Below are 21,372 nucleotides of genomic sequence, written 5' to 3'. Positions count from 1 at the left end.
ATCGGTCAGGCGGAACGGCACAGCCGGAGGTGTATCCGGTTCTACTTGATCTCGAGCAGCACCGTGCCCTGGGTGACCGCGGCACCGGCCTCGGCGGACAGGCTGGTGATGGTGCCGGCCTTGTGCGCAGTGACCGGGTTCTCCATCTTCATGGCCTCCAGGACCACGACCAGGTCGCCCTCGGCGACCTCGTCGCCCTCACCGACGGCCACCTTGACGACGGTGCCCTGCATCGGCGCGGTCACGGCGTCGCCGGAGGCAGCGGCGCCGCCGCCCTTCTTGCGCGTGCGCGACTTCGGCTTGCGGCGGATGGCGCCGTTGGTGCCGCCACCGCCGCCCAGGTTGAGATCGCCGGGCAGCGAGACCTCGACGCGGCGGCCGTCGACCTCGACGATGACCTTCTGGCGCTGGGTGTCGTCCTCGTCGTCGAGCGGCTCACCGCCGGTGAAGGGCTTGATCGGGTTGTCCCAATCGGTCTCGATCCACTTGGTGTAGACCTCGAAGCCCTCGACGCCGTTCTCGTCGGTGCTGCCGATGAAGGCGGGGTTCGACACGATGTGGCGGTGGAACGGGATCACGGTGGCGAGGCCGTCGACCTCGAACTCGGCCAGTGCGCGGCGGGCGCGCTCGAGTGCCTGGGTCCGGTTCTCGCCGGTGACGATCAGCTTGGCCAGCATCGAGTCGAACTGACCGCCGATGACGTCGCCCTGGCGGACGCCGGAGTCGACGCGGACGCCGGGGCCGGAGGGCTCGCGGTAGACGGTGATCGGGCCGGGCGCGGGCAGGAAGCCTCGCCCGGCGTCCTCACCGTTGATCCGGAACTCGAAGGAGTGACCACGCGGGGTCGGATCCTCGGTGATCTCCAGGGGCTTGCCCTCGGCGATGCGGAACTGCTGGCGCACCAGATCGATGCCCGAGGTCTCCTCGGTGACCGGGTGCTCCACCTGGAGTCGGGTGTTGACCTCGAGGAACGAGACGGTGTCACCCTGGACCAGGTACTCCACGGTGCCCGCGCCGTAGTAGCCGGCCTCGCGGCAGATGGCCTTCGCGGAGGAGTGGATGCGCGCCCGCTGCTCGTCGGTCAGGAAGGGAGCGGGGGCCTCCTCCACCAGCTTCTGGAACCGGCGCTGCAGCGAGCAGTCACGGGTTCCGGCGACGACGACGTTGCCGTGCTGGTCGGCGATGACCTGGGCCTCGACGTGTCGCGCCTTGTCGAGGTACTGCTCCACGAAGCACTCGCCGCGACCGAATGCCGCGACGGCCTCGCGGGTGGCCGACTCGAACAGCTCGGGGATCTCCTCGACGGTGTGCGCGACCTTCATGCCGCGGCCGCCGCCGCCGAAGGCGGCCTTGATCGCGACCGGGACGCCGTACTGCTTGGCGAACTCGACCACCTCGTCGGCGCCGGCGACGGGATCCTTGGTGCCGGCGGCCATCGGCGCCTTCGCGCGCTCGGCGATGTGGCGTGCGGTCACCTTGTCGCCGAGGTCACGGATGGCCGACGGGGGCGGGCCGATCCAGGTGAGACCGGCGTCGATCACGGCCTGTGCGAAGTCCGCATTCTCCGAGAGGAAGCCGTATCCGGGGTGGACTGCGTCAGCGCCGGACTTGGCGGCGGCGTCGAGGACCTTGTCGAACACCAGGTACGACTCGGCCGACGTCTGGCCGCCGAGTGCGAACGCCTCGTCCGCCAGCTGCACGAACAGTGCGTCGGCGTCCGGTTCGGCGTACACGGCGACACTGGCGATGCCTGCGTCCTTCGCGGCGCGAATCACGCGAACGGCGATCTCACCGCGGTTGGCGATGAGGACCTTCTTGATGGTCGTCTGACTGATCTCAGCGGAACTGGTCACTGGCACTCCTGTGGCACCACCGGTCAGGCGGTGCCGTTGTCGGGGACGGCTCTCACCATCCGGGGTCGACGGGCTGCGTCTCGCGCGGGATTCTCCCGCTCGTGGCGTCCTACACGTGGCTCGCATCAGACGGGCAACGTGATTTCCGCGACTCAGATTAACGCACCGATCAATTGCTCGGTACGACGCATCTCACGCAGGTCAAGAAAATTGTCTACCCGGCTTCGGCTGTACGCGCGAGTAGGTCCGCGAAACGGTCGAGGAAGACGGGAACATCACCTGCGGTTTCGGCGGGATAGCGAGCGTGCATCCGCAGGCCGCCGGGCGTCCGGTTGACCCACACGTAGACCTCGTCGTCGGCATAAGAATGGCTGCGCAGGACCCGTGCGGCACCGTCGTCGGCGGCCTGGGCACGCGGTGCCCCGCGCGTGTCCATGTACGAGACCACCGTATGCGGCGAGCCGGTGACGCCGATGAGATCCGCCACACGAAGGAACGGAAGCTCGCTTCCGTGCCGCGAAGCGCTCAGTTCCGCGGTGCTCCGCCGCGACGCCTCGGCGGGCGTGGGATCGTCGGAGACGTCGATCACCAGGGGCGCCAGACCGACGAACCAGCCCAGCGAGTGCAGCCACGAGCGGTCGGTCCGCGTATGCCGGGGCATGATCACGGCGAAGTCGTCGGCGCCGCTGGTCTCGCGGAAGGCCACCGCCATCGCTCCCAGGATCCCGCCCACCGGGGACGCGCCCGAGGCGGCGCAGAAGGCCTCGAAGCGCGTCGCGCCGGCGTCGTCGAGGAGCAACCGGGTGCGCGCGAGCTGGACCGGCCCGGTGCCCTCCTCGGCGGGCCCCGCCCGACCGGGGGTCAGCAGGGGGTTCGGTGGCAGTCGGCCGCCGAACCGGGCGACGAACTCGGCCCATGTGCGCACTGCGCGGTGCTCGGGGTCGGCGACGTCGGCGGCGCGGCGCTGGGCGTCGCTGAAGTCGAGGTAGCTGCCCGTGGGCTCGAGAGCCGGTGGACGACCCTCGCGGGCCGCCCGGTACAGCTCCGACAACTCGTGATGCGCATTGACCAGGGAGTAGCCGTCCACCAGCGAGTGGTCGGCGGCGAAGAACAGGGTGAAACTGTCCGGTCGCGCCACGGTCGCGAACCGGTACGCCGGCCAGTGCAGAGGGGCGGTCGCGCGGTCGAACGATCCCGCGATCTGCTCGAGGAGCAGCGGCGTCTCGGTGTACCAGCCGATGCGTGCCATCTTGACCCGGACGGTGTCGGGCTCGGTGGTGTAGCGCTCCGTGCGGTAGCGGGCGTCGCGGTCGGCCTTGAGCACCACGTGCGTCCGCAGCACCTCGTGGCGATTGATGTACGCCACCAGCGCGGAGCGGACCGAGGGCACCGACATCGGTTCGTCGAACTCGATCGCGAGCCCGAGCCACGATTCGCGGCCGCCCTCGCGATGCGTCAGCGCCCGGTACTCGAACGCCGACCGCAGATGCTCCTCGTGGTTGTGCGAGGTCTCGCGTACGTCTCGGCTCCAGCTGCCCAGACCGCCCGGCACAGCCGGAATCCACTCGACCAGGCCGCCGGGCTGAATCGGGGCGTCGAGGATCTGCAGAAAGTCCATTGCGCTGCGACGGCGTTCAGCGGGAGGTCTGCTCGCGCACCTGACGCTTGATCCGCGTCAGCATGCCCGCCATCCCGTTGAGACGCAGCGGACTGATCACCGACGACAGACCCAGCTCGTGGAAGAAGTCGTCGGGCACCGCGGTGATCTCCGAAGCACTGGCGCCGTCGAGCCCCTCGTGCAGGATGGAGGCGAAACCCCGGGTGGTGGGTGCCTCGGGCGGAGCGCTGAAGTACAGGCGCACGGCCTCGGCGTCCGAGGCGTCCACGGAGAGGAAGATCGGCGACTGGCACTCGGGAACCGGCTCCATCGACTCGGGCTTCAGCGACTCGGGCAGCTCGGGGAGCTCGCGGGAGAACTCGAGCAGCAGAGTGACCTTGTCCGAATCCGCCAGATCGGCGAAATCCGAGACGATCTCGGCGAGAGGGGCGGGCAGCGTCATGGAACTGTTTTCCGGCGTCAGTCGGCGACGCCCGTGCCCGGCTCGTCGCCGACGGCGATCGGAACCCGGACGCGGTTGCCCCATTCGGTCCAGGAGCCGTCGTAGTTGCGGACGTTCTCGAAGCCGAGAAGATGGGTCAGCACGAACCAGGTGTGGCTCGACCGCTCGCCGATCCGGCAGTACGCGATGGTCGGGGTGGCCGGGTCGAGACCGGCGTACACGTCTTCCAATTCGGCCCGGCTGCGGAACCGGCTGTCGGGGGCGGCGGCCTTGGCCCACGGGATCGAGACGGCGGCGGGGATGTGACCGCCGCGCAGCGCACCCTCCTGCGGGTAATCGGGCATGTGCGTGCGTTCGCCCGTGTACTCCTGCGGCGAGCGCACGTCGATCAGCGGAGTCGAACCGATCTCGGACAGCACGTCCTCGGCGAAGGCGCGGATCTTGGAGTCGTCGCGCTCCACGACCGGATAGTCGGTCGGGCGGTAGACCGGGACGTCGAAGGAGGTCTCGCGCTGTTCGTCCATCCACGCGTCGCGGCCGCCGTCGAGGAGCCGGACGTCCTCATGGCCGAAGAGCGTGAAGACCCAGAGGGCGTACGCGGCCCACCAGTTGCTCTTGTCTCCGTAGATCACGACCGTGTCGTCGCGGGAGATCCCCTTCTCGCTCATCAGCTTCGCGAACTGCTCGCCGTTGATGTAGTCGCGGGTGACCGGATCGTTGAGGTGAAGGTGCCAGTCCACCTTCTGGGCGGTGGGAATGTGGCCGATGTCGTAGAGGAGCACGTCCTCGTCCGACTCGATGATCTTCAATCCGGGCGCGCCGAGGTGCGCGGACAACCACTCGGTCGTCACCAAGCGCTCCGGATGTGCGTATGCGGAGAAAGCCGGATTCGGATCGAATTCCACAGTCACTGAGGGTCTCCCGCCTCTGCTGATGTCGGAGGCGACCGGAACCGGCCGCGGATACAAGCATACGGACGACCGCGCCGAGGCGTTTCGCCGGACCGGTCTCAAGTTCGTTCCGATCCGCGGTCCGGCCTGCGCAATCGTCCGAATGACGTCGGGCACGTCGCCGGGGGCGACGGTGTTAGCGTTCCCGTCATGCCGAGAAGGGGATCGGGGCGCGGGCTCCGGACAGTGGTGGGTACGGCCCTGGCGGTCGTGGCCGCGCTGACGATGAGCGCATGCGGGGTGGACGGAACGGCGCATCGCGCGGCGCCCACGCCACCCGCGCACTGTTCGGCCGCTCGGTGTCCGGAACTGGCCGCCGTCTCGGCTGAGCGGCTGGCGGCCTCCGGGGTCGACGAGACGAATCAGTCGACCGCGGTCCCGGCGTACATGTCGGCGGTGCTCGACGACTTGGACTCGGTGTGGCAGGACTGGTTCGCCCAGTTGGCGATCGAGGGGTCGACGGCGGGCCGGGTGCTGATCGCCCCGGGCGATGCCTTCCACAGCGCGTGCCTGGACTCGGGTGAACTGCCCGACGGAATCCCGAGCGATTTCCCGAACGCCTTCTTCTGCCCGCTCGACCGCCGGCCGGACGGCGGCGGCACCGACAGGCAGGGGTCGGTGATCCTGCCCGTGCAGACCTTCGCCGACATCTGGAACGGCAAGCTCATGGGCTCGTCCGGCATCATGCTCGGTGACTTCACCGCGGCCACCATCATGGCCCACGAATACGGCCACAACGTCGTGTACCGCCTCGCGAAGGCGTACGGCATGGGCGACGCGGCCGGGCCGCCCGGAGACGACCGCGAGTTGATCGCCGACTGTTTCGCGGGCAACTGGGCGGCCACCGTCTTCGAGCGCAAAGACCTGTCATTCACGTCGATGCTGCAGGCCGCAGCGCTGATCGTCAGTGTCGGCGACGCCGCGCCCGGGCAGGGCCACGGAACCTCCGTAGCGCGGGCGCGGGCCCTCTGGCGCGGATTCACCGACAACCTCAGACGGCAGGGACAGCCCGGCGACTGCCTCAAGGCGTACTGGCCCGCCGTACTCCGGCAGTGAGGTCTCAGCGCTCGGCGGACCACAGGTCGGCGACGTCGACGCCGACCTGCGTCAGCAGGCGCCGGACCAGCGGCAGGCTGATGCCGATCACCGACGACGGGTCGCCGTCGATGCCGTCGATCAGCCAGCCGCCGATCCCGTCGAGAGTGAACGCGCCCGCGACCTCGAGCGGCTCGCCGGTCGCCGCGTAGCGTTCGATGACCTCGTCGGAGACGTCGGAGAAGAATATCGCCGTCGACTGACTGTGACTGGCGGACGCGACGACCTCGCCGTCACGCAGGCGCCGCACGCAGTGTCCGGTGATGAGATGACCGGTGGTCCCGCGCATCCGTCTCCACCGCTCGGCGGCGGCCGCCGCAGTGTGCGGTTTGCCCGCGAGCGACCCGCCGGTGAGCAGCATCGAATCGCAGGTCACGACCACGCCGTCGGTCGCCGCACCCGCCGCCTGCGGTGCGCCGTCACCGAGGACGGCGGCGACCACCGCGTCGGCCTTCGCCTCGGCCAGCCGGGTGACGATCTGCGCGGGCGGGGCGCCCGCCAGCTCGTCGAGCAGGGCGTCCTCGTCCACGTCTGACACGACGACCGCCGGCCGCAGTCCGGCGTCTCGCAGCACGCGCAGGCGTGCGGGCGAGGCCGAACCGAGGACGACGGTCGTCGCGGTGGAACGGTGTGCGGGGCTCACCAGCCGCCGCGGTTGGTGAAGCTGCCGGGCTGGCCCCAGTTCACCCGGAACATGTCGACGGGGCGGCCCCAGTCGTTCCGGATCTGCGGTCCGGTGTCGGCGGTGCCGCCGCTCGCCGCGGCGAAGACACCGACCAGGGCGGCCAGTTCCGCGTCGGTGGGCTTGCCGTCGACGATGGTCAGGAACGGGCGGGCGGGCTGCTCTTGGCTGCCCGCCGAGGTGACGTCGTCACTCATGTCGTCGCCTTTCTGGATCGGGGAGCGGACTACAGCGGGATGTTGCCGTGCTTCTTCGGCGGCAGCTGCACCATCTTGCGCTCCAGCAGCTTCAGGGCATTCGCGATCTGGCCCCGGGTGTGGCTCGGCGGGATCACCGCGTCGACATAGCCGCGCTCAGCCGCGACGTACGGGTTCACCAGGGTGTCCTCGTACTCCTGCTGCAGTTCCAGGCGCAGTGCGTCGACGTCCTCGCCGTTCGCCTGCGCCTCCTTGAGGCGGTTGCGGTAGACGAAGCCCACCGCGCCCGAGGCGCCCATGACCGCGATCTGAGCGGTCGGCCAGGCCAGGTTCACGTCGGCGCCCATGTGCTTGGAGCCCATGACGTCGTACGCGCCGCCGTAGGCCTTGCGGGTGATGACGGTGATCTTGCCGACCGTCGCCTCGCCGTAGGCGTAGAGCAACTTGGCGCCGCGGCGGATGATGCCGTTGTACTCCTGCTCGGTGCCGGGCAGGAAGCCGGGGACGTCGACCAGGGTGACGATCGGAACGTTGAAGGCGTCGCAGGTGCGCACGAAGCGCGCCGCCTTCTCCGAGGCGTCGATGTCGAGACAGCCGGCGAACTGGGTCGGCTGGTTCGCGACGATGCCGACGCTGCGGCCGTCCACCCGTCCGAAGCCGACGATGACGTTCATCGCACGCTCGGCCTGCACCTCCAGGAACTCCTCGTCGTCGAGGATGTTCCGGATGACGTTGTGCATGTCGTACGGCTGGTTGGGCGAGTCGGGGATGATCGTGTCGAGCGCGAGATCGTCCTCGGTGAGATTGTCCTCGATGGCGCCGACGCGCTCCGGTGCGGGCAGGCGCGGGGCCTCGGCGCGGCAGTTGCTCGGCAGGTAACCCAGCAGTTCCTTGACGTAGTCGAGGGCGTCTTCCTCGTCCTGGCCGACGTAATGGGCGACGCCCGACTTGGTCATGTGCGTGTGCGCGCCGCCCAGGTCCTCCTGAGTGACGTCCTCACCGGTGACGGTCTTGATGACGTCGGGACCGGTCACGAACATCTGGCTGGTCTGGTCGACCATGACCACGAAGTCGGTGAGAGCGGGGGAGTACACGTGGCCACCGGCGTTCGGGCCCATGATCAGCGAGATCTGGGGGATGACGCCGGAGGCGCGGACGTTGCGGCCGAAGATCTCGCCGTACAGGGCGAGGGAGACCACGCCCTCCTGGATGCGGGCGCCCGCACCCTCGTTGATGCCGATCAGGGGGCGGCCGGTCTTGATCGCCAGGTCCATGACCTTGACGATCTTCTCGCCGTACACCTCGCCCAGGCTGCCGCCGAAGACCGCGGCGTCCTGGCTGAACACGCACACCTCGCGGCCGTCGACGGTGCCGTAGCCGGTGACGACACCGTCGCCCATCGGGCGCCGCTCGGCGAGCCCGAAGTTGGTGGACCGGTGACGCGCCAGCGCGTCGAGTTCGACGAACGAACCCTCGTCGAGAAGGTGGGTGATGCGCTCGCGTGCGGTGAGTTTGCCCTTGGCGTGAACCTTCTCCGCAGCGGCTTCGCCGACCGGGAACTCGGCCTCGGCGAGGCGGTTGCGCAGATCGGCGAGCTTGCCCGCCGTGGTGTGGATGTCCGGCGCAGCGCCGTCGTCGCGTGAAGCAGTCGTCATGGGATCCGATGCTAACGACCGACACCTATGCGAGGTCAACCGCGCCGATAATGTGAGAATATCCTCACATTCGGGATCACTGCGGAAGCGGTGCTGTGAGTGTATTCACTCGCGGGCCGTAAAGTGCTCGTACATGAGCAACGACGTGCCCGATCAGGAAATCCTCGCCGAACAGCTGTCGGACACGCGGTGGCGCGCCGTGGAGGTGATCGCCGAGACCGGCTCGACCAATGCCGATCTGATTGCGCGAATCGATGCCGGGGAAGACGTCGACGGCATTGTTTTGATCGCCGCGCGGCAGACCTCGGGCCGCGGCAGGCATGCGCGGGTATGGGAGACACCGCCCGGACAACTCGCCGTCTCGGCTGCCATCGCGGTCGACGCCGATGCGATTCGCAGCCTCGGCTGGTTGTCGTTGCTCACCGGCCTCGCCGTCCACGACGCCGTCTCCGCACTCACCGGAACCGGTCTCGAGCTCAAGTGGCCCAACGATGTCCTCGCACCCGGTGGCGGCAAGCTGTCGGGCATTCTTTCGGAGTTCCGGCTCACCGGCGACGGCGGGGGCGTGGCGGTGATCGGCACCGGACTGAACCTGGATCTGCCCGCCGGGTCGGCGCCCGACACGGCGGCCTCGATCAGTGGCCTCGCCGACGCGCCGGTGGACCAGACCCGAGTCGCGGCCGCGTATCTGCGGGCGTTGTCCGAGCGGCTCGCGGACTGGCCCGACCGCATCGACGTCCTCGCCGGGAACTATCGCAGCGTCAGCGCCACCCTGGGGTCACGGGTCCGGCTGATCCTGCCCGGCGACGTCGAGGTGGTCGGTATCGCCACCGACATCGACGACGAGGGGCGGGTGATCGTCGACGGTCCGGACGGTCCGGTCACGGCGTCGGCGGGCGACGTCACGCATCTGCGGCCCGTCGACTAGCGCCGGACACCTCTAGCTGCGTTTGCGGTCGCTGCTGGCGCGGCCCATCGTCGGGATCAGCGTCAGCACCGGCAAGCCGATGATCAGGTGCAGCACCGCGGTGCCGATGCCGGACGAGATCTGCTCCGACAGCAGCAGCGGAAGGATCACCGCGGCGGCGATCAGCAGCCCGACGATCCATCGGTAGAACTGATTGGGCGCAGGCGTACCCACCTGCAGCAGGTACCACAGGGCGCCGGCGACGATCGCGGCGACGAACCCGGTGACGGCGAACCACACCTCGTCCTGTGCGAGCGGATTCCAGATGCCGAACCGGCCCGACTCGTTGATCTTCTGGGTGACGGCGCGGATCACCCAGGCGGCGAGCCAAGCGGCCAGCCCCGTGACCACTCCGGTCATCAGAACGCCTCCGCAGAACATCAGCGGGTCGATGTCCGGGCCGCGGCGGCGGGGTGCGGCGGGCCCCTGACTGTACTGGGCGTCGTACCCGGTCTGGCCGTAGTCGCCGGCCTCGGTGTACTGCCTGTAATCGTTCGGCCGGCTGTAGGCACGCGTCGCCGGCGGCTGAGGCGGACGGTGGTTCGGGTCGCGCGGATCGTTGTACGTCATGGTCCTTGCCTGTTGTTGCTGCTCGGTATCGCTGCGGTCGTGAGGCCAGATCCGCCCCAGTGTAGCGCCGATATCAGGCCCTCCTAAGAATCCGGCACTAAGGTGAAACGCCATGGGTTACCCGCGCGAGAACCTTGCGCCCGGCGAGGTGGTGGTCATACACCGGCATCCGCACTGGAAGAGCCTGCTGGTGCCGGTGCTGATCTTCTGGGCGGTGACCGCTGCCGCGGGAGTCGCGGTCGGTTACGCCCAGACGTCCGCAATGGCCGACCGGGCCGCGTTGTGGGTCACCGCCGTCGTCGTCGCGATCTGGGCGGCGGCCGTGGCGTGGTTCCTCATCCGGCCGCTGATCTCGTGGAAGACCACTCATTTCGTCGTCACCGACCGTCGGGTCATCTACCGCAGCGGCGTCCTGACCAGGTCCGGAATCGACATTCCGATCCGCAGGATCAACACCGTCGAGTTCCGGCACGGGGTGATCGACCGGATCCTCCGCACCGGCACTCTGGTGATCGAATCGGCATCCGACGAGCCGCTCGCCTTCCATGACATCCCGCAGGTGGAGGCGGTGCACGCTCAGCTCTACCAGGAGCTGCTCGACGAGGACGACGACGCGCTGACGGGCCGCGTCGACGAGTGGCGCCGATGATGAGGTCGCGAGCGGTGCTCCTGGCCGAGGACGACGCGGCCATCGCCGAGCCGCTGGCCCGAGCGCTGAGCCGGGAGGGCAACGACTGCGAGATCGCGGCCACCGGTCCCGAGGCGCTGGAGAAGGTGCGCAGCGGCGACTACGGACTGCTCATCCTCGATCTCGGCCTGCCCGGGATGGACGGTCTGGAGGTGTGCCGCCGGATCCGCTCCGAACTGCCGCAACTGCCCGTGCTGATGCTGACCGCTCGCACGGACGAGGTGGACTTCGTCGTCGGTCTCGATGCGGGCGCCGACGACTACGTCGGCAAGCCCTTCCGCCTGGCCGAGTTGCTCGCGCGCGTGCGCGCGCTGATGCGGCGCAGCGTCACGGCCGTGGAGGGGGAGGAGATCCTCGACAGCGGCGACATCCAGCTCGACCCGCGCGCTCGGCGCGTGGTGGTGGACGGCGAGGATCTGACGCTGGCGAACCGGGAGTTCGATCTGCTCCGCTTCCTGATGGAGCGGTCGGGCGAAGTGGTGTCGCGCGACGAGATCATGGACGCGGTGTGGGGGTCGACGGATCTGCGGTCGTCGAAGACGCTCGACATGCACATCTCCTGGATCCGGCGGAAGATCGGCGACGACCGTCCCAAGAATCGCAGACACATCGTGACCGTGCGCGGTGTCGGCTTCCGGTTCGACCCGTAGGAGCCGTGTGCGTCGTCGAATCCTGAAGATGATGATCGCGTCCCTCGTGGCGATGGGCGTGATGTTCGGCGTGCCGATGACCATCATCACCTGGGACTGGTTCTCCACCTCCGCTCACCAGGACCTCTCCGAGCGGCTCAAACGCATGAGCGAGCACGTGCTCGCGGAGGAGGCCGCCGGCCGCGCCGTATCCCCGCACGATCTGGATCTCGAACAGTTCCGTCTGCTGGTGCCGCCGAACGGTCGCCTCACGCTCACCTATCGCGTTCGCGATCGGGACGCGCCCGGCGGCTACCAGCGCGGGATCCGCCAGATCGGCCATGTCTTCGACGGCGCGGCGGTTTCGGAGTCGGTCAATCTCGGCCGCGACGTGGACCTGACGCTCGCGATACCGCAGGAGGACGTCCGTCCGACCCAGTTGCTGGCGGTGCTGACCCTGCTGCTGGCGATCCTGGTCGCCGTCGTCGGCGGTGCGGTGGTGGCCGTCCTCACGGCGCGGCGGCTGTCGGAGCCGCTGTCGGACGTCGCTCGCCGCGCCGCCGCCATGGGGCGGGGCGACTTCTCCTCCGACTGGCCTGCATACGGCATCGATGAGCTCGATCGGGTCTCGGCGGCGCTGGCTGACGCCAATGACGAGATCGTCCTGCGGCTCGAGCGCGAGGGCGAGATCATCGGGGACGTCTCCCACCAGCTGCGCAGCCGGCTCACCGCGATCGGGCTGCGGCTCGACGAGTTGACCCTGCACCGCGATCCGGCAGTGGTCGCCGAGGCCGAGGCGGGACTGGCGCAGGTGGAACGGCTCGCCGACGAACTGGACGAGATGATCGCGGCCTCGCGTGCGGATCCCAAGGCGCGGGTCGCGATCGACGTCACGTCGGTCGTTCAAACCCTGGTGCGCGATTTCGAGCCCGCGTATCGAGCGGCCGGGCGGTCGGTGCGGATGGTGGTCGACGAACCGGTCCCGCACACCTACGGTCGTCCGGGCCGCCTCCGCGAGGCGCTGAGCGTGCTCGTCGACAACGCACTGGTCCACGGGGGCGGGGAGTGCGTCGTCCGGGTCGGGGTGCTGACATCGCGCGAGATGGTCCGCGTCACGGTGTCGGACGCCGGCGCCGGCGTGCCCGACGAGGTGGTACCGGAGATGTTCCGCCGGGGTGTGTCGGGCGGGGGACGGAACGGGCTGGGTCTGTCACTGGCCCGCGCCCTGGTGGAGGCCGACGGCGGTCGGCTCGATCTGGTGTCGCGGCGGCCCGCGGTGTTCGCGGTGGTGGCGCCGCTGCATCCGGCGAGCGGTGCGTCCTACGGCGAGGAGTCAGACGCCGGCGGCGGTGCCGGTGCGGACGGCGGTGCCGGGACAGACGGCGACGGGACAGACGGCGACGGGCCGACGCTCACGCATGTCCGAGTTCCTCATCGCTGAGTTCCTCGGACGTGGGGTTGACGTCGGTGGATCCGCCTTCGCCGCCGCGCGGCTGCTCGTCGGGGAAGGCGAACCGCCGCAGCGCCCAGAACCGGAAGACCATCTGGAGCAGGTTGCCGATCACGAAGGCGAGCAGGAAGTCGAAGATCGCGAGTTCGAGGCCGACCAGGTTCTCACGCATGTTGAAGACGTTGTTCGCGATCCAGATCGGCGCGGCGGCGATCAGGACGGCGATGCCGCTGATGGCGAAGAACAGGAGTGCCTCGTGGTGCTTCTCGCGTCCGCCGCGGTTCTTGAACGCCCACTCGCGGTTGAGGACATAGCTCAGGATCGTGGCGACCACGCCGGAGATCACCTTGGCCACCGTCGGCTTCGATTCGAGAACACTGAGGGCGAGTGCGTAGTAGACCGCCATGTCGACCACGAATGTGGTGCCGCCGACGATCGCGAACTTGATCAGTTCGCTGTGCTTGAGCACCAGCCGTCGCACGGGCTCCGGCAGTCGCTTCACTGCCCCGTCAATTGTCGGCACAAGGTTCGAGTGTACGTAATCTGGCCCGCCGAATTGTCACCGACCGGCCGGGGTGCGCGTGTCCGCGGCCGGGCATGACAACATTGAACGGTGACTTCCAGCCCAGACCGACGTTCCAGCGGCATGCCCACCGTGACCATGATCGGCGGTGGTCAGTTGGCCCGAATGACCCATCAGTCGGCCATCGCCCTCGGTCAGTGCCTGCGGGTTCTGGCGGGCAGCGCCGACGAGCCGGCCGCGCAGGTGAGCGCGAACGTGGTGCTCGGCTCGCACGACGATCTCGACGCCCTCCGCGCCGCCGCCGAAGGAGCGGTCGCGCTCACCTTCGATCACGAGGGAGTTCCGCTCGCTCACCTCGAAGCGCTCGAGGCCGAGGGCGTCGCGGTGCGCCCGCCGTCGAAGGCGCTGCACTTCGCACAGGACAAGCTGGCCATGCGGACCAAACTGTCGGAACTGGGCCTCCCGGTTCCCGACTTCGTCGACCTGTCGGGCGAGGTCGGCGCGGCGCGCTCCGCGCTGATCGCCTTCGGCGAGTCCCACGACTGGCAGGTGGTTCTGAAGGCGGTCCGAGGCGGTTACGACGGTCGCGGAGTGTGGCTCACCGACAACCGCGACGAAGCGTTGCGCGTCTTCGACGACACCTCCTCGGGCGACACCGTGCTCATGGCGGAGCAGAAGGTGGCGATGGTGCGCGAGCTGTCGGCGATGGTGGCACGGTCGCCGTACGGACAGGGCGCCGCGTGGCCGGTCGTCGAAACCGTCCAGCGCAACGGCCAGTGCGCCGTCGTTCTGGCTCCGGCTCCGGGCCTGGACGCCGATGTCGCTCAGCAGGCGCAGCAGATGTCGCTCACGCTGGCCGAGGAACTGGGCGTGGTGGGCGCCATGGCGATGGAGCTGTTCGAGACGACGGACGGCGAACTGGTGGTCAACGAGCTCGCGATGCGCCCGCACAACAGCGGCCACTGGACCATGGACGGCGCCGTCACCTCGCAGTTCGAACAGCATCTGCGCGCGGTTCTCGACTATCCGCTCGGCGATACCGCGGCGCGCGCCGACGTGATCGTGATGGCCAACATCCTGGGGGCGCCGGAGGCTCCGCAGATGTCGATGGACGAGCGCCTGCATCATCTGTTCGCCCGGATGCCCGAGGCCAAGGTCCATCTGTACGGGAAGGGCGAGCGGCCCGATCGCAAGATCGGACACGTCAATGTCGTAGGACGTCCGGGTGAGGGCGTCGACGACGTCCGCGAACGGGCCGAGCGCGCCGCCCAGTGGATGAGCGCGGCCGTGTGGACCGACGGCTGGGATCCGCACGCGGGCTAGTCGGACGTGGTGACACCATCGTGACGCTGCGGTCTCGGTGCGTGAACGAGGGTGTGAAGCCGCCACGGGGTTGAATTGACACCATCGTGGTGTCATGATTGATGTCATGGACCTCGATCAGTACGTCGACGACCTTCAGCGCCGGTTCGGAGCCGCGGCGGAACGTGACCTCTCCGACGCCGCTGACAACGGGGTCGACGACGTCCGCGCCGCCGCGGAGCGTCTCGCGAACAGTATGGACGCCACCATCCGACTCGCCCTGCTCGATGTCCTGTCCGCGGCGGCCGGCGAGATCACTCGTGACCTGGTTCCCGGGTCGGTCGACCTCCGCCTGCGCGGGCGCGAGGTGGACTTCGTAGTCGCAACGCCGCGCACCACCGACGATGCCGACTCGGAGTCCGCGATCGGCGTCGACTTCGACGACACCACCACCTCACGCACCACACTGCGACTCCCGGATGTCCTCAAGGCGCAGGTGGACGAAGCCGCGGCCGCCGAGGGCGTCTCGGTCAACACCTGGCTGGTGCGCGCCGTCGCCTCAGCCCTGAATCCGCGGCGGCGACGATCCGTGCAGCGCGCGTTGCGCACCGGCGGCGACTTCGCCGGCTGGGCGCGCTGACCACTCTCCACACCTTCGCGAACGATCCCATCACCCCGTCTCGACCACGGGGTCGGTCGACTGCACTCTCCGGAAGGCTCTCCCATGCCCACCTACCGCACCCCAGAACCCGTCGATCTCGCCGTGAACCTGCCGCTCGGCCACATCGACGTCATCGCGAGCGACCGCACCGACGCCGTCGTGACCGTATCGCCCAGTAACCCGGACAAACCCGCCGATCAGCGCGGTGCGGCAGCGACCACCGTCGAGTTCGACGGCCGCCGAATCACCGTCCTCGGACCGCGTCCCAGGTTCCGCTTCCTCGGCCCCTCCGAGTCGGTGGACATCACGGTCGAACTCCCGGAGGGCTCGCGATTCACCGCCGAATGCTCCACGGGAGGTGTCCGCGCCACCGGCAGGCTGGCCGCGACCCGGGTGAAGGCGTCCGTCGGTGCCGTCGACCTCGACGCCACCGGCGACCTGTGGCTGCACGCCGCGTACGGCAACGCCACCGTCGGCACGGTCGACGGGTCGGCCGAGGTCGTCGCGGGGCACGGGCAGATCCGGATCGGCACCGTCGCCGGCGACGCCGCACTGAAGTCGTCGTACGGCAGCGTCCACCTCGGCACGGCGCACGCCGCCGTCGAAGCCACTCTCTCGTACGGCGACCTGCACATCGACGGTTCGGCGTCGTCGGTCACCGCGCGCACCGCGTACGGAAGCGTCACCGTCGGTGAGGCGCGCGGCGGCGCTCTCGACCTGGAGAGCAGCTTCGGGACGATCGTCGTCGGCGTCGCCGACGGGGTTCCCGCCTGGCTCGACCTCTCGTCCACTCAAGGACAGCTGCGCAACCGTCTCGACGGTTCCACCGTCCCGTCGACCGGTGAGCATGTGTCCATTCGCGCGCGAACGTTGTACGGCGACATCGAGATTCGGCGCGCCCACTCGGTTTCAGACAGCGCTCGCTCAGTCGAAGACGAAGGAACACGGTCATGACCACGACCATCGCTCCGCCCGCGATCAGGATCCGCGGAATCGAGAAGTCCTATGACGGCCGTTCTGTGCTGCGCGGGGTCGACCTCGACGTCGAGGCGGGCAGCGTCGTCGCACTCCTGGGCGCTAACGGTGCAGGCAAGACGACGCTCGTCCGCATCCTCTCGACGTTGACGCGGCCCGACGCAGGCACCGCCGTCGTCGGCGGCCACGACCTCGCGACCGAGCCCCTCGAGGTTCGCCGGTCGATCAGCCTGACGGGTCAGTTCGCCGCCGTCGACGAGGTACTGACCGGCCGCGAGAACCTGATGCTCATCGCCCGCCTGCGCCACGAGCACGGCCCCGGCGCCGTCGCGGACGGCCTGCTCGAGCGCTTCCGGCTCACCGACGCCGGCGGACGCGCCGTCGCCACGTACTCGGGCGGCATGAGGCGTCGTCTCGACATCGCCATGAGCCTGATCGGTGATCCGTCCGTCATCTTCCTGGACGAACCGACCACCGGACTGGACCCCGAAGCCCGCATCGACGTGTGGGACACCGTCCGCGAACTCGCCGGCCGCGGCACCGCGATCCTCCTGACCACCCAGTATCTCGAGGAGGCCGAACAACACGCCGACCGCACCGCCGTGCTGCACGACGGCCGGATCATCGCGAACGGCACACTCGCCGAACTGAAGCGACTGCTTCCGCCGACCAAGGTCGAATACGTCGAGAAGCAGCCCACCCTCGAGGAGATCTTCCTCGCGCTCACCAGACACCGCACCGAGAACGAAGGCCGGTCATGACCACACACGTCCTCAGCGACACCGGCGCCCTCCTGGGTCGCTCGCTCAAGCACGTCACGCGCAGTGTCGACACCATCGTCACCACCGCGCTCACCCCGATCGCCATGATGCTCCTGTTCGTCTACGTCTTCGGCGGAGCCATCAAGGCGAGCACCGGAACTGCGAGTTACGTCGACTACCTGCTTCCCGGAATCCTGCTGATGGCCATCGCCTCGGGCGTCGCGTACACGGCACTGCGCCTGTTCAACGACCTTCAGAGCGGGCTGTTCGAGCGCTTCGGATCGATGCCGATCGCTCGCGCCGCCGTCCTCTGGGCCCACGTCCTCACCTCGATGGCGGCGAACGCGGTCACGGTGGTCATCATCATCGCGGTCGGACTGGCGATGGGTTTCCGATCGTCCGCGGGACCGCTCGCCTGGCTCGCAGTCGCCGGCATCCTCGCCCTCTTCACGCTGTCGTTGACGTGGATCGCGGTCGTCGCGGGACTGGCCGCCAAGACCGTCGACGGTGCGACCGGGTTCTCGTACCCGCTCATCTTCCTGCCCTTCGTCAGCTCCGCGTTCGTCCCGACCGACACCATGCCCACCCCGGTGCGGGTCTTCGCCGAGCACCAGCCGGTGACCTCCATCGTCGACACCGTCTCCGCGCTGCTCGGCGAGCAGCCCGTCGCCACCGCCGACCTCGTGGCCGCGCTCGCGTGGTGCATCGGGATCGGCGCCATCGCCTACGCGGCGGCGATTCGCCTCTACCGCCGCAAGATCCGGTGATCGCGAAGACGCCGGCCGCCGGCCTTCGAGCCGCTTTCACACCGTGTCGGGGACGACAGCCGGCGTCACCGCGCACGGTTGCCTCGCCTACGCTGTTGAGAATCAGCCCCCGAGAACCTTGGAGACGTCGATGACCGCACCCGCCACCGTGCCCGCACCCCTCGTCGGCCTCATCATGGGCAGTGACTCCGACTGGCCGACGATGCAGGCCGCGGCGGAGGCGCTCGCCGAGTTCGGCATACCGTTCGAGGTCGGCGTGGTCTCGGCGCACCGCACCCCCCAGCGGATGCTCGACTACGCGAAGAACGCCGCGGGACGCGGTATCTCGGTGATCATCGCCGGTGCCGGTGGCGCCGCTCATCTGCCGGGCATGGTCGCGGCGGCCACACCGCTACCGGTGATCGGGGTGCCCGTTCCCCTGAAGTACCTCGACGGGATGGACTCACTGCTGTCGATCGTGCAGATGCCGGCCGGCGTGCCGGTCGCGACGGTGTCGATCGGCGGCGCCCGGAACGCGGGTCTGCTGGCCGCACGCATCCTCGGAGCCTCCGATCCGGCCGTTCAGAGTGCGATGGCGAAGTTCCAAGCCGGACTGGAGGAGATGGTCCTCGAGAAGGACGAGAAGCTGCGCAGGACCCTGCTCGACGGCTGACCGACCGCTACGGGCTCAATGCGGCCACCACGTCGGCCGCCGGGACCGCCTGAGCAGCCCGGAAGCCGGTCCCGGCCCAGAGATTGATGACGTCCGGGTCGGTGGAACCGGCCCGGCGTATACCGCCGGTGAGAGTGTTGACCTGGGGATACACCGGCGGTGCCGCATCACTGTAGGCGGCGATGAACTCGTTCACCAGGCCACGCGCCAAGCGGCCCGAGTACGCCCGGGTGGTGACGGTCTCGGTGAAGCGCGGGTCGGCGAGGGCGTCCCGGTGCGCCTGTTTGGTGCCGGCCTCGGGGCAGCGGAGCAGAAGCGTCCCCACCTGCACGGCGGCGGCGCCCGCCTCGAGCAGTGCGATCGCGTCGTCGCGGGAGGCGACGCCGCCCGCAGCGATCACCGGCAGGCCCGCCGCGTCAGCAACACCGGTGAGGAGGGGCAGCGTGTCGATGCCCGGGTCGGCGTCGAGGATGCCGAACGTGCCGCGGTGTCCGCCCGCCGACACGCCCTGGGCGCAGAGCGCGTCCACTCCGGACTCTCGCGCGATCAGCGCCTCGTCGACACAGGTGACGGTCCCGACCACGAAGACCTCCGCGGCGTGCAGTCGTGCCACCGTGGCGGCGTCGGGACAGCCGAAGGTGAACGAGGCGACGGGCACGCGCTCGTCGATCAGCACCTGGACCTTGGCGTCGAAGTGGTCGTCGGTGAACGGAACGTGCTCGGGCAGCGGTGCGCCCAGCCGCTCGGCGAGCGGGGCGAGCCGGTCGCGGTACTCGGCGAAGGCCGCTTCGTCGAACGGGATCTCCTCGGGCACGAACAGATTGACGCCGAACGGCGCATCGGTCAGCGCGGCGATCGCGCGGATGTCCTCACGGAGTCGTTCGGGCGTGAGATAGGCGCCACCGTAGAAGCCGAGACCACCCGCGCCGGAGACGGCTGCGGTGAGTTCCGGCGTCGACGTGCCTCCGGCCATCGGAGCGCCCGCGATCGGAACGCCGAGCAGACCGAGATCGAACATCATTCACTCTCCTTTCGGAACCCGGACGATCTCCAGGCTCACCTCGCTGCGCAGGACGAATCCCATCGCCTCGTACAGGCTGCGCGCCGGATTCTCCGCCGTCGTGTGCAGAAAGGGCAGGTCGCCGTCGTCGACGATGACCTGAGCCACCGCGGCGACGAGTCTGCGTGCCAGTCCGCGTCCGCGTGCCTCCGGATGGGTGCACACCGCGCTGATCTCCACCCAGCCGGGAAGCCGCAGCCGCTGACCCGCCATGGCGAGCAGCCGGCCGTCGCCGTCCCGGTAGCCGAGGTAGACGCCCATCTCGACGGTGCGCGGGAGAAAGGGCCCGGGCTTGGTCAGTGTCACCAGCTCGGTCATCTCGGCCACGTCCGGCGGGCCGAGCCGGACGAGTTCCGGGTCGGGTCGCCGTTCGGTGTCCTCACCGGAGTACTGCACCAGATCGAAGGTCTCGACGTGCCGCCAACCCGGGGGCGCCGGGGTCCGGCAGTCGCGCAGGCCGACGGTGTTCCCGGGTCCGGCCAGCGCTGCCATGTCGACCCAGTCGGCGTCGGTCATCTCGCGCGGATGACCGAAGAACACCGAGACCTCCGGCTCGAACGCACTGATGCGGCCGCGCCGCCGGGCGAACCGCTCCTGCCGCCCGGTCAGAGCGCAGGTGAACGGATCGTCGAGCGGCGTCAGATCGACGGTGCCCGTCATTCGACTTCCAGCTTCCGGCGGAAGAACGCGATGACCGCCTCGAGCGTGTCGTGCGTCGGCTGTCCGGGTTGGTCGATCAGGTGCTCGGTGAGCACCGAGTGCGGCGGAATCAACGCGTCCGGGGCAGCGGCGTCGTCGGGCAGGTCGACGCCGATGAAGGCGTCGCCGAGCTGTTCTCGCAGAAAATCGAAGCGGCTGCCCGGGACCAGCCGGTCGCCCTCGAACCGGGCACCCATCACCTGCAGTCCCCGCGCGCAGCGGACCTTAACGGTCTCCAGATCGCCGGGCGAGATGTCGATGGTCCTGCGCCGTGCGGGCGTGAGGCCCACCGGCAGCGAGGGCTGCGACAGCACGGGCGCCAGCATGGTGTCGTCGACCGCCATCGCGAGTGCGAAGCCGCCGGTGACGCACATGCCGACGGCGCCCACGCCGGGGCCGCCGCACTCGGCGTGGGCCCGTCGCGCGAGGGCACGCAGCCAGGACACCACCGGCGACGACCGTCCCGTGGCGAAGACGGTGAACTCGCGGCTGACGCATACCCGGCCGAGCGCTCGGGCCATCAGCGCACCGGTCCGGGCCGGTCCGGTCACACCGCCGGGGAACGGATCGGCACCGTCGACGCCGAACAGCGAGGGGACGTACACCGTGCAGCCCGCGTCGCTGACCCGGCGGGCGAAGGCGGCGACCTTCGGTGTGATGCCGGGGATCTCGGGGATCACGATCACCGCCGGGCCCGATCCGCGGCGGTAGTACCGGTGGGTGACGCCGTCGTCGGTGAACTCTGCGCGGTCGAAGCCGTCGAGTGCGTCGGTCATGCTTCGACGAGGCGGCCGTAGAGCACCGATTCGGACAGCTTGGCCGGAATCCGAGCGGACTTCACGACGTCGGGGGAGTCGGACGGGATCACCCGCACGCCGGCCACCTTCAGCTCCCTACCGCTGCGGACGAGCGTGAACTCGCCGGCGGCGAGCACGTTCTTGACCCAGTCGGAGTCGGCGCCGTAGTTCAGCGCGATGCTGATGCGGCCGGCGTCGACGAAGGCCAGGACCGGCGTGCGGTAGCGGCGGTTCGACTTGCGCCCGACGTGTTCGACGATCGCCCACGGCGCGATCCGTCCCGCCCACACTCCTTGGATCGGATTGGTCACGTACTTGTTGACGAGCGCCACGGCATGCGGAACCTTCATGTGCTCCAGCTTGCCGTATCGACGGGCGG

The 21,372-nt window shown here is 69.2% G+C and carries 24 protein-coding genes; 11 read left to right on the top strand and 13 right to left on the bottom strand.

What is annotated here, in order from left to right; all coding sequences use genetic code 11:
- Positions 1–41: 41 nt before the first annotated feature.
- The 4 genes from ABFX36_RS07850 to ABFX36_RS07835 all read right to left on the bottom strand — a co-directional run bounded on the left by ABFX36_RS07850 (position 42) and on the right by ABFX36_RS07835 (position 4,824).
- Positions 42–1,853 (bottom strand): acetyl/propionyl/methylcrotonyl-CoA carboxylase subunit alpha, encoded by a 1,812-nt coding sequence (locus ABFX36_RS07850; RefSeq protein ID WP_222111024.1) that lies wholly within the window; start codon positions 1,851–1,853, stop codon positions 42–44.
- Between the two features lie 214 nt (positions 1,854–2,067).
- Positions 2,068–3,471 carry a condensation domain-containing protein gene (locus tag ABFX36_RS07845; RefSeq protein WP_006896484.1) on the bottom strand — a complete coding sequence of 468 codons (1,404 nt, stop codon included), beginning with the start codon at positions 3,469–3,471 and terminating at the stop codon, positions 2,068–2,070.
- A 16-nt stretch (positions 3,472–3,487) separates the two neighbouring features.
- Positions 3,488–3,913 carry a SufE family protein gene (locus tag ABFX36_RS07840; RefSeq protein ID WP_006896483.1) on the bottom strand — a complete coding sequence of 142 codons (426 nt, stop codon included), beginning with the start codon at positions 3,911–3,913 and terminating at the stop codon, positions 3,488–3,490.
- Positions 3,914–3,930: 17 nt separating this feature from the next.
- Positions 3,931–4,824: a sulfurtransferase gene (locus ABFX36_RS07835; RefSeq protein WP_346075781.1), complete on the bottom strand. Its 894-nt coding sequence runs from the start codon at positions 4,822–4,824 to the stop codon at positions 3,931–3,933.
- A gap of 189 nt (positions 4,825–5,013) precedes the next feature.
- Here ABFX36_RS07835 and ABFX36_RS07830 point away from each other — a divergent pair, with 189 nt between their 5' ends.
- Positions 5,014–5,919 carry a neutral zinc metallopeptidase gene (locus tag ABFX36_RS07830; protein WP_346075779.1) on the top strand — a complete coding sequence of 302 codons (906 nt, stop codon included), beginning with the start codon at positions 5,014–5,016 and terminating at the stop codon, positions 5,917–5,919.
- Between the two features lie 4 nt (positions 5,920–5,923).
- Here ABFX36_RS07830 and ABFX36_RS07825 read toward each other — a convergent pair whose 3' ends face one another.
- Genes ABFX36_RS07825 through ABFX36_RS07815 form a run of 3 tightly spaced genes read right to left on the bottom strand, consistent with a single transcriptional unit; the run spans position 5,924 to position 8,492 of the window.
- Positions 5,924–6,601, bottom strand: coding sequence for a Maf family protein (locus ABFX36_RS07825; protein WP_346075777.1), 678 nt, complete (start codon positions 6,599–6,601; stop codon positions 5,924–5,926).
- On the bottom strand, positions 6,598–6,837 hold the full coding sequence (locus ABFX36_RS07820) for an acyl-CoA carboxylase subunit epsilon (protein WP_006896479.1): 240 nt from the start codon (positions 6,835–6,837) through the stop codon (positions 6,598–6,600). The genes ABFX36_RS07825 and ABFX36_RS07820 overlap by 4 nt, the downstream gene beginning before the upstream one ends.
- A gap of 29 nt (positions 6,838–6,866) precedes the next feature.
- Entirely contained in the window at positions 6,867–8,492 is a 1,626-nt protein-coding gene (locus ABFX36_RS07815) for an acyl-CoA carboxylase subunit beta (protein WP_062367543.1), read from the bottom strand.
- 133 nt (positions 8,493–8,625) lie between these two features.
- Between ABFX36_RS07815 and ABFX36_RS07810 the strand changes: the two genes are divergently transcribed.
- Positions 8,626–9,420 carry a biotin--[acetyl-CoA-carboxylase] ligase gene (locus ABFX36_RS07810; RefSeq protein WP_006896477.1) on the top strand — a complete coding sequence of 265 codons (795 nt, stop codon included), beginning with the start codon at positions 8,626–8,628 and terminating at the stop codon, positions 9,418–9,420.
- 12 nt (positions 9,421–9,432) lie between these two features.
- Here the strand turns inward: ABFX36_RS07810 and ABFX36_RS07805 are convergent, their stop codons facing one another.
- Entirely contained in the window at positions 9,433–10,029 is a 597-nt protein-coding gene (locus ABFX36_RS07805) for a hypothetical protein (RefSeq protein WP_346075774.1), read from the bottom strand.
- Between the two features lie 112 nt (positions 10,030–10,141).
- Between ABFX36_RS07805 and ABFX36_RS07800 the strand changes: the two genes are divergently transcribed.
- The 3 genes from ABFX36_RS07800 to ABFX36_RS07790 are packed head-to-tail and all read left to right on the top strand — an operon-like array spanning position 10,142 to position 12,787.
- Positions 10,142–10,678 (top strand): PH domain-containing protein, encoded by a 537-nt coding sequence (locus ABFX36_RS07800; RefSeq protein WP_006896475.1) that lies wholly within the window; start codon positions 10,142–10,144, stop codon positions 10,676–10,678.
- Complete coding sequence (locus ABFX36_RS07795) at positions 10,675–11,367, top strand: response regulator transcription factor (RefSeq protein WP_197078082.1); 693 nt, start codon at positions 10,675–10,677, stop codon at positions 11,365–11,367. Before ABFX36_RS07800 ends, ABFX36_RS07795 begins: the two co-directional genes overlap by 4 nt.
- Before the next feature lie 7 nt (positions 11,368–11,374).
- On the top strand, positions 11,375–12,787 hold the full coding sequence (locus tag ABFX36_RS07790) for a HAMP domain-containing sensor histidine kinase (RefSeq protein ID WP_045538605.1): 1,413 nt from the start codon (positions 11,375–11,377) through the stop codon (positions 12,785–12,787).
- Here ABFX36_RS07790 and ABFX36_RS07785 read toward each other — a convergent pair.
- Complete coding sequence (locus ABFX36_RS07785) at positions 12,759–13,319, bottom strand: GtrA family protein (RefSeq protein WP_045538607.1); 561 nt, start codon at positions 13,317–13,319, stop codon at positions 12,759–12,761. The genes ABFX36_RS07790 and ABFX36_RS07785 overlap by 29 nt on opposite strands.
- A 90-nt stretch (positions 13,320–13,409) precedes the next feature.
- On the opposite strand from ABFX36_RS07785, the gene ABFX36_RS07780 reads away from it, so the two are divergent.
- The 6 genes from ABFX36_RS07780 to purE all read left to right on the top strand — a co-directional run bounded on the left by ABFX36_RS07780 (position 13,410) and on the right by purE (position 18,437).
- Positions 13,410–14,642: a 5-(carboxyamino)imidazole ribonucleotide synthase gene (locus ABFX36_RS07780; protein WP_278126801.1), complete on the top strand. Its 1,233-nt coding sequence runs from the start codon at positions 13,410–13,412 to the stop codon at positions 14,640–14,642.
- Positions 14,643–14,748: 106 nt separating this feature from the next.
- Complete coding sequence (locus tag ABFX36_RS07775) at positions 14,749–15,261, top strand: histidine kinase (RefSeq protein ID WP_341338674.1); 513 nt, start codon at positions 14,749–14,751, stop codon at positions 15,259–15,261.
- 84 nt (positions 15,262–15,345) lie between these two features.
- A complete protein-coding gene (locus tag ABFX36_RS07770; protein ID WP_222111029.1) occupies positions 15,346–16,236 on the top strand; it encodes a DUF4097 family beta strand repeat-containing protein in 891 nt (296 codons plus the stop codon).
- Complete coding sequence (locus ABFX36_RS07765) at positions 16,233–17,018, top strand: ABC transporter ATP-binding protein (protein WP_278126806.1); 786 nt, start codon at positions 16,233–16,235, stop codon at positions 17,016–17,018. The genes ABFX36_RS07770 and ABFX36_RS07765 overlap by 4 nt, the downstream gene beginning before the upstream one ends.
- On the top strand, positions 17,015–17,785 hold the full coding sequence (locus tag ABFX36_RS07760; RefSeq protein ID WP_006896467.1) for an ABC transporter permease: 771 nt from the start codon (positions 17,015–17,017) through the stop codon (positions 17,783–17,785). Before ABFX36_RS07765 ends, ABFX36_RS07760 begins: the two co-directional genes overlap by 4 nt.
- 130 nt (positions 17,786–17,915) lie before the next feature.
- Positions 17,916–18,437, top strand: a complete 522-nt coding sequence (gene purE, locus ABFX36_RS07755) for a 5-(carboxyamino)imidazole ribonucleotide mutase (RefSeq protein ID WP_006896466.1) — start codon at positions 17,916–17,918, stop codon at positions 18,435–18,437.
- 7 nt (positions 18,438–18,444) lie between these two features.
- Here purE and ABFX36_RS07750 read toward each other — a convergent pair whose 3' ends face one another.
- From ABFX36_RS07750 to ABFX36_RS07735, 4 genes are read right to left on the bottom strand one after another with little or no spacing between them, the layout of a single operon-like run.
- Positions 18,445–19,455: an NAD(P)H-dependent flavin oxidoreductase gene (locus ABFX36_RS07750; RefSeq protein ID WP_039867471.1), complete on the bottom strand. Its 1,011-nt coding sequence runs from the start codon at positions 19,453–19,455 to the stop codon at positions 18,445–18,447.
- A gap of 3 nt (positions 19,456–19,458) precedes the next feature.
- The gene (locus ABFX36_RS07745) at positions 19,459–20,157 is read right to left on the bottom strand and encodes a GNAT family N-acetyltransferase (protein WP_006896464.1); all 699 of its coding nucleotides are present in this window, start codon (positions 20,155–20,157) and stop codon (positions 19,459–19,461) included.
- Positions 20,154–20,972 carry a dienelactone hydrolase family protein gene (locus ABFX36_RS07740; protein WP_006896463.1) on the bottom strand — a complete coding sequence of 273 codons (819 nt, stop codon included), beginning with the start codon at positions 20,970–20,972 and terminating at the stop codon, positions 20,154–20,156. Before ABFX36_RS07740 ends, ABFX36_RS07745 begins: the two co-directional genes overlap by 4 nt.
- On the bottom strand, positions 20,969–21,343 hold the full coding sequence (locus ABFX36_RS07735; protein ID WP_006896462.1) for a nitroreductase family deazaflavin-dependent oxidoreductase: 375 nt from the start codon (positions 21,341–21,343) through the stop codon (positions 20,969–20,971). Before ABFX36_RS07735 ends, ABFX36_RS07740 begins: the two co-directional genes overlap by 4 nt.
- Between the last annotated feature and the right edge of the window lie 29 nt (positions 21,344–21,372).

This window comes from Gordonia cholesterolivorans (assembly GCF_039531975.1).
GTDB classification, from domain to species: domain Bacteria; phylum Actinomycetota; class Actinomycetes; order Mycobacteriales; family Mycobacteriaceae; genus Gordonia; species Gordonia sihwensis.
The sequence above is the reverse complement of the archived record's forward strand: the minus strand, read 5'-3'. Positions and strand labels throughout refer to the sequence as shown.

Excerpts from the sequence above, each read along its gene's own strand:
- ABFX36_RS07845 (WP_006896484.1), bottom strand. The coding sequence starts at position 3,471 with ATGGACTTTCTGCAGATCCTCGACGCCCCGATTCAGCCCGGCGGCCTG.
- ABFX36_RS07840 (WP_006896483.1), bottom strand. The coding sequence starts at position 3,913 with ATGACGCTGCCCGCCCCTCTCGCCGAGATCGTCTCGGATTTCGCCGAT.
- ABFX36_RS07830 (WP_346075779.1), top strand. The coding sequence starts at position 5,014 with ATGCCGAGAAGGGGATCGGGGCGCGGGCTCCGGACAGTGGTGGGTACG.
- ABFX36_RS07820 (WP_006896479.1), bottom strand. The coding sequence starts at position 6,837 with ATGAGTGACGACGTCACCTCGGCGGGCAGCCAAGAGCAGCCCGCCCGC.
- ABFX36_RS07815 (WP_062367543.1), bottom strand. The coding sequence starts at position 8,492 with ATGACGACTGCTTCACGCGACGACGGCGCTGCGCCGGACATCCACACC.
- ABFX36_RS07810 (WP_006896477.1), top strand. The coding sequence starts at position 8,626 with ATGAGCAACGACGTGCCCGATCAGGAAATCCTCGCCGAACAGCTGTCG.
- ABFX36_RS07805 (WP_346075774.1), bottom strand. The coding sequence starts at position 10,029 with ATGACGTACAACGATCCGCGCGACCCGAACCACCGTCCGCCTCAGCCG.
- ABFX36_RS07800 (WP_006896475.1), top strand. The coding sequence starts at position 10,142 with ATGGGTTACCCGCGCGAGAACCTTGCGCCCGGCGAGGTGGTGGTCATA.
- ABFX36_RS07795 (WP_197078082.1), top strand. The coding sequence starts at position 10,675 with ATGATGAGGTCGCGAGCGGTGCTCCTGGCCGAGGACGACGCGGCCATC.
- ABFX36_RS07775 (WP_341338674.1), top strand. The coding sequence starts at position 14,749 with ATGGACCTCGATCAGTACGTCGACGACCTTCAGCGCCGGTTCGGAGCC.
- ABFX36_RS07770 (WP_222111029.1), top strand. The coding sequence starts at position 15,346 with ATGCCCACCTACCGCACCCCAGAACCCGTCGATCTCGCCGTGAACCTG.
- ABFX36_RS07765 (WP_278126806.1), top strand. The coding sequence starts at position 16,233 with ATGACCACGACCATCGCTCCGCCCGCGATCAGGATCCGCGGAATCGAG.
- ABFX36_RS07760 (WP_006896467.1), top strand. The coding sequence starts at position 17,015 with ATGACCACACACGTCCTCAGCGACACCGGCGCCCTCCTGGGTCGCTCG.
- purE (WP_006896466.1), top strand. The coding sequence starts at position 17,916 with ATGACCGCACCCGCCACCGTGCCCGCACCCCTCGTCGGCCTCATCATG.
- ABFX36_RS07750 (WP_039867471.1), bottom strand. The coding sequence starts at position 19,455 with ATGTTCGATCTCGGTCTGCTCGGCGTTCCGATCGCGGGCGCTCCGATG.
- ABFX36_RS07745 (WP_006896464.1), bottom strand. The coding sequence starts at position 20,157 with ATGACGGGCACCGTCGATCTGACGCCGCTCGACGATCCGTTCACCTGC.
- ABFX36_RS07740 (WP_006896463.1), bottom strand. The coding sequence starts at position 20,972 with ATGACCGACGCACTCGACGGCTTCGACCGCGCAGAGTTCACCGACGAC.
- ABFX36_RS07735 (WP_006896462.1), bottom strand. The coding sequence starts at position 21,343 with ATGAAGGTTCCGCATGCCGTGGCGCTCGTCAACAAGTACGTGACCAAT.